The organism is Streptomyces pratensis (assembly GCF_037137275.1).
GTDB lineage: Bacteria > Actinomycetota > Actinomycetes > Streptomycetales > Streptomycetaceae > Streptomyces > Streptomyces pratensis_B.
Window position 1 is genome coordinate 59,444 of sequence record NZ_JBBBEN010000097.1, and the last position, 14,581, is coordinate 74,024.

7 protein-coding genes are annotated in these 14,581 nt (G+C 70.4%); 3 read left to right on the forward strand and 4 right to left on the reverse strand.

Annotated elements, in window-relative coordinates:
- Positions 1–14 precede the first annotated feature (14 nt).
- The gene (locus V9U70_RS22595) at positions 15–848 is read left to right on the forward strand and encodes an alpha/beta fold hydrolase (protein ID WP_336677969.1); all 834 of its coding nucleotides are present in this window, start codon (positions 15–17) and stop codon (positions 846–848) included.
- Between the two features lie 510 nt (positions 849–1,358).
- Here V9U70_RS22595 and V9U70_RS22600 read toward each other — a convergent pair.
- Positions 1,359–1,514 carry a hypothetical protein gene (locus V9U70_RS22600; protein ID WP_336678398.1) on the reverse strand — a complete coding sequence of 52 codons (156 nt, stop codon included), beginning with the start codon at positions 1,512–1,514 and terminating at the stop codon, positions 1,359–1,361.
- A gap of 366 nt (positions 1,515–1,880) precedes the next feature.
- Between V9U70_RS22600 and V9U70_RS22605 the strand changes: the two genes are divergently transcribed.
- Complete coding sequence (locus tag V9U70_RS22605) at positions 1,881–3,413, forward strand: sodium-dependent transporter (protein ID WP_336677971.1); 1,533 nt, start codon at positions 1,881–1,883, stop codon at positions 3,411–3,413.
- Complete coding sequence (locus V9U70_RS22610) at positions 3,413–3,550, forward strand: methionine/alanine import family NSS transporter small subunit (protein WP_336677973.1); 138 nt, start codon at positions 3,413–3,415, stop codon at positions 3,548–3,550. The genes V9U70_RS22605 and V9U70_RS22610 overlap by 1 nt, the downstream gene beginning before the upstream one ends.
- Before the next feature lie 54 nt (positions 3,551–3,604).
- On the opposite strand, the gene V9U70_RS22615 is transcribed toward V9U70_RS22610, so the two are convergent.
- From V9U70_RS22615 to V9U70_RS22625, 3 genes are read right to left on the reverse strand one after another with little or no spacing between them, the layout of a single operon-like run.
- Positions 3,605–4,165 (reverse strand): hypothetical protein, encoded by a 561-nt coding sequence (locus V9U70_RS22615; RefSeq protein WP_336677975.1) that lies wholly within the window; start codon positions 4,163–4,165, stop codon positions 3,605–3,607.
- Positions 4,166–4,171: 6 nt separating this feature from the next.
- Positions 4,172–10,639 (reverse strand): RHS repeat domain-containing protein, encoded by a 6,468-nt coding sequence (locus V9U70_RS22620; RefSeq protein WP_336677977.1) that lies wholly within the window; start codon positions 10,637–10,639, stop codon positions 4,172–4,174.
- A gap of 55 nt (positions 10,640–10,694) precedes the next feature.
- Complete coding sequence (locus V9U70_RS22625) at positions 10,695–14,339, reverse strand: LamG-like jellyroll fold domain-containing protein (protein WP_419724012.1); 3,645 nt, start codon at positions 14,337–14,339, stop codon at positions 10,695–10,697.
- Positions 14,340–14,581 lie beyond the last annotated feature (242 nt).

Consider the following 14,581-nt stretch of genomic DNA (forward strand, 5'->3'; position numbering starts at 1 on the left):
AGGCAGAAACCACCATGGCGTTCATCACCGTCGACCAGGAGAACTCCACCAGCATCGAGCTGTACTACGAGGACCACGGCACGGGGCAGCCGGTCGTGCTGATCCACGGCTACCCGCTCGACGGCCACTCCTGGGAGAAGCAGTCCGCCGCACTCCTGTCGGCCGGTTATCGAGTGATCACATACGACCGGCGCGGTTTCGGCCGCTCCAGCCGGCCCACCACCGGCTACGACTACGACACCTTCGCCGCCGACCTGAACGTGCTTCTGGAGACCCTCGACCTCAACGACGTCGTGCTGGTGGGCTTCTCCATGGGCACCGGCGAGGTCGGCCGTTACCTGGGCGCCTATGGCTCCGCCCGGATCGCCAAGGCCGCCTTCCTCGCCTCCCTCGAACCCTTCCTCCTCAAGACCGACGACAACCCCGGCGGCGTCGAGGGCGCCATCTTTGAAGACATCGAAGGGGCCGTCACCGCCGACCGCTACGCCTACTTCACCGAGTTCTACGAGAACTTCTACAACCTCGACGAGAATCTCGGCACCCGCATCAGCGAGGAAGCCGTCCGCAACAGCTGGAACGTCGCGGCCGGCGCCTCGTCGTACGCCTCCCTGGCCTGCGTGGCCACCTGGTCCACCGACTTCCGCGCCGACCTGCCCAAGATCGACGTCCCGGCCCTGATCCTGCACGGCACCGCCGACCGCATCCTGCCCATCGAGGCCACCGGGGAACGCTTCCACCAGGCACTTCCGCAGGCCGACTACGTCGTGATCGACGGCGCCCCCCACGGCCTGCTGTGGACCCACGCGCAGGAAGTCACCGACGCCCTCCTCTCGTTCCTCGCCAAGTGACCGGCGGCCGACGTCTCATCAAGCGCGCCACCCTGGTCCACACCCGACGCCGCAGGCCACGCCAACACCGCCCAGTACGTCGAGCGAGCCGTCCGCTTGGCCCTCCTCACCTAGCTAGGGCGTGTGCGGCGGACCTTGCCCGGGTCCGCGACGCCTGGCGCGGCACCTCGCGGCGTTGCCGAAACACCCGAAGCGCCCCGCGACGAGGACGTTCCAGTGCCTTGCGACGCACCGCGCCGGACGCTGCGGCCTGTCCGACCCTGAGCCTCCGGACACCCTCAAGCCACCAGCCCGCAATCCTGGCGGCGACATCGTCGAGCACGCTCTCGCGTGTAGGAGAAACCGAGTCCTGCGGATACGCGAGCGAGCCCCCGACCACTGATGGCCGGGGCTCGTCGGCTGTTCGGGGTGCGGCCGTCGCGTTTCGTGCGTGTCCGCTGCCCCCCGCCCGCCGTCCCTCACTCACGTGCTGGCCGGTGAGTGGCTCGGTGCTGTGACGCCGGCCGTGCGTCACAACGGCCTTTTGTCGTCGTACGTGCCCTCGTCGGAGTCCTCGAAGTCGATTCCCTCGCCAGGCTGGGGCTTCGTGCTGTCGGTGGTCACGGAGAAGAGCCCCGCGCCCTTGCCCGCGGAGCCGAAGATGTCGTCGAACACCGTGGTCGTCACCTCTCATGGTCGTCGTCGGAACGGCTGTGCCCTGCGGTCAGGGCTGCCTGATCGGCGCCGGCTCTCCTGGATCAGGCTGGTTCCTGTCGACCGGACATCATGAGGGTCGCCGGCCGGTGGGTGCTGCCGGGACCGGGCAGGCCTTCCGCACGACGCTCTACACTCCACGGACAGGCGCTGAGGGCAGCAGGCGGCAGCCGAGAGGCGATACGGACGAGGTGACGCGCTTCCCGAGCAGGGCCCGGTCGGACTCGCCGATGTGACCGTCGTCCGCCGGGCCCTGTCACCCCGCTGTCGGCCCCACTCCGCGCTAACGTGCCATCAGCTTGATCCGTCGACGCGATGAGGAGACCCGAGGACTCCATGATGACGAAGCAGCCACGTGAGCAATGGGCCACCCGCACCGGCTTCCTGCTGGCTGCCATCGGTTCGGCCGTCGGGCTCGGCAATATCTGGCGGTTTCCCGCCATCGCCTACGAGAACGGTGGTGGCGCCTTCCTGCTGCCGTATCTCATCGCGCTCCTCACAGCGGGCATCCCGCTGCTGATCATGGAGTACACCATCGGGCGGAAGTACCGGCTCTCGCCCCCCGCCGCGCTGCGCCGGATGGCCCGGCCGGTGGAGGTCATCGGGTGGTGGCAGGTGGCGATCTCCTTCGTGATCGCCACGTACTACGCTGCCATCATCGCCTGGGCCGTGCGCTACGTGGGCTTCTCCGTCGGACAGCAGTGGGGCGACGACCCGGAGGCGTTCCTCTTCGGTGACTTCCTGCGGGCGCCGGAGACGCCGGGCTTCCTGGACGGCTTCGTGCCCGGGGTGTTCTGGCCGCTCATCATCGTGTGGGCGGTGGTGCTCGTCGTCCTGGCCTTCGGCATCCGGCGAGGCATCGAACGCGCCAACAAGGTCTTCATTCCGCTGCTCTTCGTCCTGTTCACCGCCCTGGTGATCCGGGCGCTCACGCTGGACGGGGCGGCTCTCGGCCTCGACGCCCTCTTCTCGCCGAACTGGTCGGAACTCGGCAACGGCAGCGTCTGGGTCGCCGCCTACGGACAGATCTTCTTCTCGCTGTCCATCGGCTTCGGCATCATGGTCACCTACGCGTCGTACCTGGGCCGGCGGGCCGACCTGACGGGCTCCGCGATGGTGGCGGGCTTCGCCAACAGCTCGTTCGAGATCCTCGCGGGCATCGGGGTCTTCGCGACCCTGGGCTATCTGGCGACGGCCTCGGGGGTCGGCGTCGGCGAAGTCGCCAGCGCGGGCATCGGCCTGGCGTTCGTCGCCTTCCCCGCGGTGATCTCGGAGATGCCGCTCGGCGGCCTCTTCGGCGTGCTGTTCTTCAGCTCCCTGGTGATCGCGGGACTCTCCTCGCTGATCTCCATCGTGCAGGTCGTCGTCTCCGCCGTGCAGGACCGCACCGGTATGGGGCGCATTCCGGCGGTCCTGGGCATCGGGGGCCTGGTCGCGCTGGTGTCGCTCCTGCTGTTCCCGACCGAGTCCGGCATCTATCTGCTCGACGCGTCCGACCACTTCATCAACCAGTACGGCATCGCGCTGGCAGCCCTGGTCGGGCTGGTCGTGATCGTCTGGGTGCTGCGGCAGCTGCCCAGCCTCCAGCAGAACGCCGACGCCACCTCCGCCATCCGGCTCGGCCGCTGGTGGCGTATCTGCCTCGGTGTCATCACCCCGCTGGTCCTGGGCTGGATGATGGTCGACAGCCTGCGGGCCGAGTTCGAGGACAACTACGAGGGCTATTCGACCGAGTTCCTGCTCTCCGCGGGCTGGAGCGTCGCCATCGGAGCACTGCTGGTCGGGGTGATCCTCACCCTGATGCCGTGGCCGGCCGGCGGTGAGCACGCGGACCTGGACCTGGAGCCGCCCGCAGACGGAAAGGACCGTTGATGTCCGCCAGCGCCATCGTCATGATGATCATCGCCATTCTCATCGTCTGGGGCGGACTGATCACCGCGATCCTCCGGCTGCGGAGGCATCCGGAGCCCGCGGACCAGCCGCCGCCCGGCCGCAGCCCGGCCGAGTGACCGCGCCCGCCTCCGGAATGCCGGGGCGGGCGCGTCGGCGCCGGGCGAGGGCCGTCAGGCCTTCTTCGTCAGGCGGTAGGTGTCCCGCACGTCGGGGTCCGACGTCAGGAAGTAGAGCGTCAGCTCACCGGCCTTGTTCTCGGTGACGCCGAGATCCCAGGAAGCCGCCTGCGGGGGAGGAGACGTCCGTGCCGCCGCTTCGGTCGGCAGGGGGGACGGCGAGGGCGCTCCGGTCCTCTCGGCGGCGCCCTCCCCGCCCTCCGCGGAGCGGGTCACGGCGACGCGCACGACGTAGCCGGAACCCACCGTGTTGCCTCCTGAGTAGCGGCCGGGCTTGATCAGGGACCAGCTGCCGGCGCCGGTCATCCGCCACTCGTCGTCGAACCTGAACTCCTGACCGTCCAGGTTCGCGACCTCGGCCGCTCCGCCCCGGCGCAGGGTGAGCGTGCTCCCCGCCCACCCCTCCCAGGTCCCGCGGAGGTCGGCCGCTTCCACCGGCACGGGGGGCGGGGGAGGGGCGGAGCGGCTGTCGACACAGGAGGTCCCCGCGGCCGCGAGAGCCATCGCGATCAGCCCGGAGGCCAGGGTCCGTCGCGCAACGGTGGGTCCGGTCATCTCCGCCTACCCCGTGGGCTCTGGCATGTGCATGGTCTCGCTCCAGGTCACGGTGATGGACATGTCCCGCTGGCCGCTCGGGAATATCCCCCGGACGGTGTTCGACAGGGCCACCGCGCCGGAGTCCTTGGCGCCGCCCTCGTACCCCTCCGTGGAGACCCCTCGTGTCAGGGACTCGACGGTCATCCTATTGGTGAGCTCGAACTCGACGGTGCCGGTGCGTGACAGCGGCTGGTAGTCGGTCACCGTGGCCTTGAGGTTGAAGGAACCCAGAGTCGCGCGAGTCGCCCCCTCCTCCGTCTGCGGATCGTCCGCACCGCCGACGAACTGCATGATCGCGTCCGACAGCTCGCCCGCCATGAGCCCCTTGAGCGGGAGGCCGTACATGTTCGCACCGTACTGGGTCTTGTAGTCGAGGCCCTTGATCTGCTCACCGACCCGGTTCTTCCGGTGGGACAGAATCCTGCGCACCACGTCGAGCCAGACGTGCTTCTGCACGCCCGCCGTGAACCTGTCGTTCTCGTCGAAGTGGTACGCGGCGGGCGCGGCGCCCATGAACCACATGGCCACGACCTCCGTGGCCTTCGGGTTGAGGTGGACCTTCGCCGGAATGGTGAGGCCGAACCGGTAGGCCGCGCCGGCGCGCCGTCCCACTTCCTGCTGGCGTGCGTGCTTCCGGCGGTTCTCGGCGTGGACGGCCTCGCGCTTGGCGTTCTGGGCGACGATCCTGTCGTAGTTGTGCCCCTTCCCCAGGACCTCCCTGCCGTTGCGGCAGCGGTACATCCCGCTCATGCACTCCTCCAGCGCCTCCCCGGAGGGGTCGGAGAAGGTGACGGGGTTGTTCGCCGCGTACGCATAGCCGTTCATGGTCTGCGCCCTGTCCGCCTCCAGGACCGGGTCCGCGGAGATGAACTGGCCGGTGGACGCGTCGTACTGACGGGAGCCGATATGGGTGAGCCCGGTCGTCTCGTCCCTGGTCCTGCCCAGGAACCCCTTGTCGTCCGGCCAGTCGCCGGCTGCCGACGCCCCTCGTGCCTCACCGAACGGTGTCGTGTGCCGCCTGGTGACCGCCTGGGTCCCCTGAGCGCTCACGGCGAGACTCTGCGTTCCGTGATGGTCACCGGCGAGATAGGAGAGCTCCGACGATCCGGACCGGTTGGAGCGGACCGCGAGGGTCAGGCCGGCCGACGCGTAGCGGCGCTGGGCCCAGCTGGTGCCGTCGGCGGCGAGGTGCAGCTCGGTGGCTCCGGCGTACAGGACCCGCTCGCCGTCCTCGGTGGTGCGGATCAGCAGCGCGCCGTCGGCGTCGTAGAGGTAGTCGGTGGTGGTGCCGTTCTCGCTGAGACGGGAGAGCTGTCCGGCCTCGGACCAGGTGAGGTCCTGCTGGGCGTCCGGGCCGGGACGCTTGGTGGTGTTGCCGCTGGAGTCGTAGGCGTAGGAGCGTTCCGGGGCGGTGCAGTCGTCCTTGGCAGTGGTGCCGCTCAGCGTGTGCGGCTGGGCGTTGGTGTAGCAGTAGGTCGTCCGGGTGGTGCCGGACGGCTTGTGCCGGGATTCGCTGGTGCGCTGGCCCGCCTGGTTGTAGGTGTAGCCGGTCCAGTAGGGGGCCGGGCCGGAGAGCTGGTCGGCGCTGCGGGGGGCGGCGCACTTCTGGGAGGCGGGCGTCCACGCTTCGACGAGGCGGCGGTGGCCGTCGTAGGCGAAGCACTGGGTCTCGGGGACGCCGGCGCCCCCGAGGGTGACGGGGTCGGCGATGGAGGTGACGTTGCCGGCCTGGTCGAAGGTGTAGTTCAGGTCCTGCAGCATGTACGGGTGAGTCTGGTCCGTGACGTGGCTGCGGGTCAGTCGGCCCGTGCCCTCCTCATAGGTGTTGGTGACGTACACCTTCTTGTGGCTCTCGGCGTTCGCCGTGCCCAGGGTGAGCTGCTGTGCCTGGCCGAGAGCCGAGTAGGTCGCGTCCAGCAGGTAGCCGGTGCTCCCCACGACGGAGGTGATCTGGCCCAGGTCGGTGTAGCCGTACTCGACGGACTCCTTCGGCAGGCCGCCCAGGGCCGGTTCCGTGCTGCTCTGCAGCATCCCGTCGATGCGGTAGTGGCTGGAGAAGTCCACCGACGCGGGCTGCCCGGCCACTACGAGGGGGTCGCTCGGGGGAAGGGTGAGACGCGTCCCGGTCGGGCGCGACAGGCTGTCGTACGCGGTGATCGTCTTGGTGTACGCCTGACCGGTCCTGCCGCCCACGTATCGGGTGGAGGTGGCCGGCAGGCCGGTGAGGACCGTGTCGTAGGTGTGGGCGGTGAGCTGGTCGGCGTCGGTCTTGGCGCCCGACCAGGTCCCGGTGGGCCGGCCGAGCTCGTCGTACGCGGTCAGGATGGACGTGCCACGTGAGTCGGCGGACTCCACGAGCTGATCGAGGTCGTTGTAGACGCTGGTGGACGTGCCCTTGTCGGGGTCGTCGACGCTGACCTGCCGGCCGAAGAGGTCGTAGCCGTACGTCCACTTCGCCCCGTCCGGACCGATGACCGACAACGGCTGGTCGTCCAGCGCGTACCGGAATGCGGTGGACGTGTGGGCCGTTCCCGGGCTCCCGCCGTACTCCTCGTCGCTCGGCTGGGCGCCGGCGTAGTTCCGGGTCTCGACGGTGCGCCCGCGCGCGTCACTGATGGTGCGGGTCGCCGATCCCCCCAGGAGAGCCGAGGTCGCGGTGGAGTCGCCCGTGTGGGTAGCGGTCGTGGTCCACTTCTTCACACCGAACACATGGAGCGTGGTGGCGACGGTGCGGCCCGCGCCGTCGAAGACGATCTCGGTCTGCGCGGGGGCCTCGCCGTACTCGGCCCGGGTGTAGGTCCCGTTCGGGGTGGCGGAGGTGTCGAAGATGTCCGCGTACTTCTCGTGGGCCAGGCCCCGGGAGTCGTAGCGCGTGTCGGTCAGCAGCCGCCCTCCCTGCGGGGTGGGGGACTGGGTCTGCAGCGGGCGCAGCAGCGCGTCGTAGAGGGTGTGCACGGTGTTGTAGGTCCTGCCGTCGGCCTTGATGGCGGAGGCCGCGACCGACGACGGCTTCTCGTTGCTGATGCTGTATCTGAACGTGGTGCTGGGGCCGTAACCGGCCGCGCGGTTGCGGTTGGGCAGCCAGACGTCGGTCAGCCGGCCGAGAGCGTCATGGACGAGCTCCGTCTTCTTCGTGTTGGCGTCGTAGCTGCGCAGCGGGTGGCCGCGGCGGGGGTCGAGGAAGTCGACCGTCCGGTGGCCCTTGGCGTTGGTGGTGATCGTGCGGGTGAGGGGGCCTGCCTCGGCCGGGGTGTAAGCGGTCGAGATGGTGTGGCCCGCGGCGTCGGAGACGGTGAGCGTGCGGCCGAGGGCGTCGTGGGCGGTGGCGGAGGTCTTCTGCCAGGAGGGGGCGCCCGTGGAGCTGTAGCCCTGGGCGCGGCCGGTCCAGGTGGCCAGCCCGGCGGTGGGTTTCATCGACGGCGACCAGATGGCCCCGTCGTAGGCGGTCGCGGTGTCGGCCAGGACGTCACCTCGGCGTGCGCTGTCGGCCGGAAGGTCGAGGTCGGCCTCCGCGGTGGAGCACGTCGCCGCCACGGTGCGGGTCCTGGAGACCAGGCCGGTCACGCCCGTGGCGGTGTTGCGGGCGTACCAGGTACGGGTGCAGGTCTCGTCCCCGCTCTTGGCTCCGTCGCCGCGGTCCTCGACCCGGTACGGCATCCCGTAGGCGTCGAACGCGGTCTCCACGGCCCGGGAGCGCCACGTCCTGTCGGCGGTGAGGTAGGTGTAGGCGGTCGTCTTCTCGACCCGGGTGTAGCGGGCGACGTGGTCACCCGCGTCGGGGGTGCTCTGACGGGCGGTCTCCTTCGACCACGGCCGGTTCGCCGTCACCTCGATCGGGGTGGAGCCGTCGTAGGTCACCTGCTCCCGCAGCATGCCAGCGTACTGCTCGTGGTCGGTGATGCCGCCGATGCCGACGCTCGGCGAGGCCAGGGCGGCGACCGTGACCGACTTGGCGGTGCCGTCCTTGTTCCTGTCGCCGTGCATGCCCTGTAGATAGAGCGAGACGGTCTTGGACCGGGTGGTGCCCTTCGCGCCGCTGTGGACGGTCACCTGACGGTAGCCGCGCCAGTCGGACCAGGTGCGCTCGTCCTTCGGCTTCCATGGCGAATCGCCGTAGCGCCAGGCCGCGCCGACGTAGTCGTACGCGTGTTCCACGGCATCGTTGTGACCGGCCGGGTCCGAGACCACGACGGCCAGCACCCGGTACTTGTGGAACCAGTCCACCGAAGCCTCTTTGGCGCCGTTGACGCGCCAGAACTGCGGATAGCACGGGCGGGTGTTGGAGTCCTGGGCAGCGCCGAGGACCTCACTGCGACGACACTCCGGCGACGACAGGGTGACCGTCGTGATCGCGCCGGTCTCCGAGGTGATGGTGGAGACGCGTGGACGTGTCAGGGGCAGGATGTCATCGGTGGCGTCGACCCGGTTCGGCCGCATCTGATACGTGAACGACAGCGGGTCCATGGCGATGGCCGTGCCCGCCTTGCCCGTTCTCCTGATCGATGTCAGGGTCAGCGCGTGGTCGGACGTGTCGCCGATGTCGCCGCCGTCCAGGTACCGCTGCTCCAGCTGCCAGGAGTCCACCGGATCGTAGGCGTCCTTTCCGGCGTTGTACGCGTGGGTGTGCAGGCCGGTGAGGCGCTTGCGCGTGAAGAAGGCCGCGGACGAGGCCTTGCAGTCGGCGTCGTCCTTGGAGCAGATCGCGTCGAAGGGGACGTCCGGCCAGTGGTCGGCGGTGTCCTCTGTCAGCTTCTCGCAGTCGGTCGCCGTGCAGCGCTCGGCGTAGCCGAAGGTCACCTTCGCGTCGGCGTCGTCGGTGAAGAGCGCGCCCTCGCGCAGACCGTACCGGATCTCTTTCAGGTAGCCGCCGCGCGTGTAGAGGGCGCTTGCCTTGGCGGCCTTGTTCTTCTTGTAGTAGTTGGTCTCCTTCGCATACCAGTAGGTGGCGGCGTTGCCGCTGGTGTCGACGACGTAGTCGAGGTTCCACCGCCACGCCTGGGTCAGCGACCGGTCGGCGAACGCGCTGCCCCCGGAGTGGCCGGGCTCGCCGGAGTCGTCGCCGAAGACCGGTACCGTCCATGTCGAGTGGGTGCGCTGCGTGGTGGCGCCGTCCAGCTTGTCGAGGCCGAAGACGTACCGGGTGCCGTCACCGGTCACCACGGTCCAGTGCTCGCCGTCGTCGTCCCCGTTGGCCGCCCCGGTGGACCGGGTCACCTTCGACGCGTCGTCGCCCTCCAGCCGCCACTGACCTGACTTCTCGTCCTTGACCAGTCGGCTCGACGCGCCGTCGAGGACGAGACGGGCGTTGTCGTAGGTCCAGCAGCGGTCGTGGACGTCCTCGTGGCCGTCGTCGTCACAGCTGCCGTAGGCGCGCTCGATGTACGACTCGGTCAGGGCGAAACCCTCACCGACCGCCGTGCCCTGGTTGTTGGTCGTCGCGGTGCGGCCGTCGACGCTCCCCGAGTCGTACGTCAGCGAAAGGCTCGGCGTGGGGCCGGCCGCCGCGGGCGGCACGGTGAAGTCGTACGACCAGGCGAAGGAGCCCGAGCTGCCGCCCGCCTCCCACGCCGACGACTCCGACAGGCCGGTGGCCGAGTAGTCGCCGGACCCGTTGGCGGCGGGGCCGCCGTCCGCGCCGGCGGTCAGCGCCAGTACGGTCGCGCCCGAGCCGGCGGCGGCCGTGGGAGCGAACCGGGCGGACAGGCCCTGCGGGGCCTCGGCGAGGCCGACCCGGGCGGACACCGATTGCTCGGTGGGGCTGTTGTCGGACGCGAGGGGCGTCTGCTCGCGGCAGGCGGCCTTCTCCGGCGTGGTCAGCGCACAGGACGGAAGCCGCACCACCTGGAGCCGCTGCGCCCAGCCTCCGCCCATCGCCGAAGCGAAGCGCCCGTAGCCGACGCTCATCTCGGCCGCACCGCCGACGGCCGACTCCGCCGTGAGCAGCACCCCGGTGACGCCGGCCCGCCGCGCCGCTCTCTGGTCCAGCACCGTGATCCGGGCCGTGGCCCCGGACAGCGCCGCCCTCTTCTCGCCGGAGCGTGGGGTGATGGTCACGGGCAGCCCGCCGGGCGCGGCCGCGGCGGCCTTCCCGCCGGTGAGCTTCACCGTCGCGGAGCCGGCCCCCGGCCACCTGCCCTGTTGCTCGAGCCGGGCCAGCCGGGCCTGCTCGGCATTGGTCCTGCGGTCCCGCGCGACCTTCTCCCTGGCCTCTTGGGCGCCCAGCCCGGTCACCGGCTCGACCTTGCTGGCGCGTTGCCCGGGCAGATCCGGCCTGCCCAGTCCTGCCGCTGCCGCCGCGGTCGACGCCGGGGCCAGCCCCAGCGGAACGACCAGCGAGAACGCCAGCGTCCGCAACAGCAGTCGGCCGCCTTGACGCTGTACGGCGCCACGCCGCTCTCTTTTTCGTGTTGTTGTGCCTATGCCAAAAGTCATGGAATCCGTCCGCCCGTCACGGGAAGTTCGTCTGGTGCGCCGCCCGTCGAAGGGATCAGTCGCCGACGCGGAGCTCGATCTGCTCCTGGCCGGCCATGGCCCCGGCCCACAGGCGCACCTCCGTGATGCGCGCGGGCAGGTGGTGTCTCCAGCCGCCTGAGGCGAAGGCCCTGCCGATCGCGAAGTCCCCCGCTCCGGCCTTGGCCGTGAAGGCGAGAGGGGCGCCGTTGAGAAGGGACCCCAGCCGCAGCGAGACGGTCCCGTCCTGGGCGTCGAACACGCCCGTCAGCCTGACCTCCGCGTCCAGTGCCGCGACCTCGTCCGAGACCACGGAGGAGAAGGCGCCGTCGGCGTTGAGACGGCCGAAGTGCCAGCGGCCGACCGGCACGGTGCGCTCCTCGAAGGTCTCCTCGTCGAGGACCGTGTCCTTGCCGGTCATCTCGAACCAGAAGCCCCACGCGGACCCGTCGGCGGTGCGCTGGCCCAGCACCTGCCCGGTGTAGCCGACGTCCCGGGACGCGAGCGCGTTGCCGTCCAGCGAGGCCAGCGTCGTGACCGTGAACGATCCGGTGTCGTCGACGAGCGGGCCCGCCGTACCGGCCGCGTCGTCCACTCCGTCCAGAGCGATGGCGCCGCTCTGGATCGACGCCCCTCCGGTCAGGGCCAGGCTCCTGCCGTACCCGGAGGTCGTGTCCGCGATCGAGGCGCCGCTGCCGCGCTCCGCGGACCAGTCCGCCACGAGCTCGGCGCCGTTGAAGCCCTCCGAGGTCAGCAGCCGAGCCTCTTGCGCGATCTCCGACGGGAGCAGGGCGCGCTGCCAGGCGGCCACCTCGTCGATGGAGCCGTCGAAGGGCCAGTAGCGCTTGCCAGCCCAGAGGTAGCGGCCCATGTTGAAGGAGCCGGAAGAGGACCAGGAACCCGGTACCGTGCGTGTGCCCTGGAGCAGTCCGTTGACGTAGAGGCGGAGCTGCTGGGTGGCCGGGTCGTAGGTGCCCGCCAGATGCGTCCACACGTTCGCGGCGGCCGGGGCCTTGGCCACCACGCCGAAGTAGGCCTGGCCGTTGTCCTCGTCCTTCTCCTTCACGCCGAAGACCCAAGCGTCGTACGACGTCTCGTACCAGAGGAGGAACGAGCTGTAGTTCGCGCCGTCCTGGGAGAGGACGATCCCGTCCTGTGCCGTGCTGTCCAGCCGCGCCCAGGCGGAGACGGTGTACGCGGAGCGCGTCTCCAGCACCGGGCCGGATGTCGCCGCGTACGCGCCGGCGCCGTCCAGCGACAGCCCGCGGTCGGTCAGCGGGGTCTCCAACGGGGTCCCGTCAAAGCCGTGCGTCAGCAGTCCGCGTCGGCCCCGGTCGTCACGGACCGCTCCCGCGCCGAGCGTGGCATCGCGCCGCGCCGAGCCGGCCGCGGTCGCCGAGTCCTTCGCCGCACCGGTGGTCTCGTCGAAGTGCCACCGGCCCACCGGGCCCTCGCCCGCCGCGACGAGGAAGTCCACCGCGCTGTCCCGGTAGCGGCCGAAGCTGTCATAGGCGCGCACATGGAGCGTGTGGGTGCCCGAGCGCTGAGGCGTGACGTCCACGGACACCGTGGACCCGCTCTTCTTCGGCGACCACGCACCCTCGGACGGCTTGTGCTGGTAGGCGACGATGCCCGTCTCGCCCGACGGCGGAGCGAAGGTGAAGGCCGCCTTCTCGCCGGGGCCGCCGTGGGCCCGGCAGTCCTGTGGGGTGCACGGCGTGTAGGGCGAGCCGACGGTGATCACCGGCGGCTCGGGCGCCGAGGAGTCGATCCTGAAATAGCACCAGCCGGTGGTCGAGGCGTTCGACGGACCCGACAGGTGGTTCTTGCCGCCGTCGTAGTACGAGCGCACCCACGCCCGGTAGCGGTAGGTGGTGTCGTCGGACAGCGCCGACCAGGACATGGTCAGCTTCACGCCGTCACCGACATAACCGCTGGAGGGACGCAGGTCCCCGTTGCCGGCGCTGGTGTCCGACCAGGTCCCGTCGCCGTTCTTGTGATCCACGTCGAAGTAGACGCGCAGCTGTGCGTCCTTCTCGCCGCCCGAGGCGGTCTGCGCCGTGGCCGTCAGCGCGGGGGTGGGGTCGCTGACCACCACCGGATCGTTCTCCGTCGTCTCGCACACGGTGCTGGAGCCGGACACGATCCCGATGCCGGAGGGCTTGGCCGGCAGGCCCACGAAGTCGACCGCCAGGACGGCATCGTTGCGGAACCGCTTCCAGGCGGAGGTGTCCGACTCGTCGTGCGCGCGAAGTTCGAGGGTGAGCCGGGAGAACTTGCCGGCCGCGAAGTCCCGCACGGTCGGCGTCAGGTTCTCGTTGCTCTCGGCGGGATTGTCGTTGAACTCGATCGCGGCGGACGGCTGGGAGGGGCTGCACGCCGTGCCACGCCCGGCCGACACATGCCGGTCGCCCATCCAGTCCAGTTCCTTGGGGCGCGACGACCAGGTGGTGGAGGAGGAGATGTTGTTCGTCCGCACCAGGTCGACCCAGCGGGCGTCACACGTGAACGACCAGGTCTCGGTCGCCCGGAAGGTGGCGTCCAGGACCTTCTTGCCCTTCAGGCTCGCCGGGGAGAACTCGAAGTACAGCCGCTGCACATAGCCCGGGCCGCAGGAGTAACCGCCCCACGTACCGCACTTGCCCACGCCCTTGCCGCGGTCGTCCGCGCCGTTCCCCCAGCCGTAGGACTCGTATCCGTCGCTGCGCAGCAGGGTCCGCTCCGACTCGCCCCAGGTGACGGTCGGGTCGATGAACAACGGGAAGGCGGCCGGATCGGTCTCGGCCAGGAGACCGGCGTCCGGCACGACGGACAGGGAGTCCCCGGCCAGGTCGACGTCCATCCGGGCGACGTCGTCGCCCTGGCCGGGCTCGAGTCCCGAGCCGGACGGAGCGGACTCCGCCGGGTCCGCCGGCGACTTCGGCTCTTCGTCTTCCGAGGCGGCGGCCGAGGCCGGCGCCCTGAGCTTCACTGGGGCCGGCTGCTGCTCCGCCTCAGCCCTGCCCGCCGAGTTCCACATCTGGGCGGGCGGCGCCTTGAACACCGTCCTGCCGTCGCCGTCGACGGCGACGAGGTTGCCCGACTCCCCCTTGCGGACCGTCAGTCCGTCGGTCGTGAGTCCGAACTCCAGCTCCTTCAGCCGGGGAAGAGCGGCCGCCTCCGGGGTCTTGACGACCAGCACGTGCTGGAAGCTCTCCGGGGTGGCGGTGACCTTCAGATCGACGTCCGGCAGCACATCCGGGTAGACGGCGCCGGCCCCGTCGAGCTGCGGCTCGGGGAGCGGTCCGGGCCAGCTCAGCTCCAGTGACCGGCCCTGGTCGGAGATCTCCGCCAGCGGCTTGCCGCTCCCGCCCGCGGAGAACGCCAGCCCCACGGCCGCGGCCTTCGGGCCGACTGTGCCGTCCGCGCGCCGCACCAGGGTCGCGTCCGGCGCCTGCCAGCCGCCGCCGGACTTGGCCACGCGGACCGGTACCGCGGACTCCTCCAGGGTGAAGGTGAACCCGTCCGGGTTCGCGAAGACCGTGGAACGCTCGGTCCGCTCACCCGCCACCTCGACCCGCTGCCCCGACTTCCCGGCCGCCGCGAGAGCCTTCTGCCCCTCCGACAGAGGAGCCGGGCCGGGCTCCGGTCCAGCCGCCCCGGCCGCGGGCGCCGGAAGCCCCAACGCTGCCGCGGCCGTCACGAACGCGATGCCCGCGAGCGCACTTCTGTGTCTTCGGCCGCGGGCCGGCTTCAGCCCTCGCCCCCGTATCAACCGCACAATCCCCACCCATGTGAATACCTTGTAAAGGCGGCGAGAATAGGCAGCACGTCATGCGCGCCGTCAAGAGGTGATCATCGGCGCTCCTCCCGCACAAGCGACGCGTGATGAGGACATGCCGGAAATGGGCCGACGGTCGGCCCGGAGTGAGTCGAAGGGGTACG

Coding starts and splice junctions, on each gene's coding strand:
- V9U70_RS22595 (WP_336677969.1), top strand. CDS start 15: ATGGCGTTCATCACCGTCGACCAGGAGAACTCCACCAGCATCGAGCTG.
- V9U70_RS22615 (WP_336677975.1), bottom strand. CDS start 4,165: ATGACCGGACCCACCGTTGCGCGACGGACCCTGGCCTCCGGGCTGATC.
- V9U70_RS22610 (WP_336677973.1), top strand. CDS start 3,413: ATGTCCGCCAGCGCCATCGTCATGATGATCATCGCCATTCTCATCGTC.
- V9U70_RS22605 (WP_336677971.1), top strand. CDS start 1,881: ATGACGAAGCAGCCACGTGAGCAATGGGCCACCCGCACCGGCTTCCTG.
- V9U70_RS22620 (WP_336677977.1), bottom strand. CDS start 10,639: ATGACTTTTGGCATAGGCACAACAACACGAAAAAGAGAGCGGCGTGGC.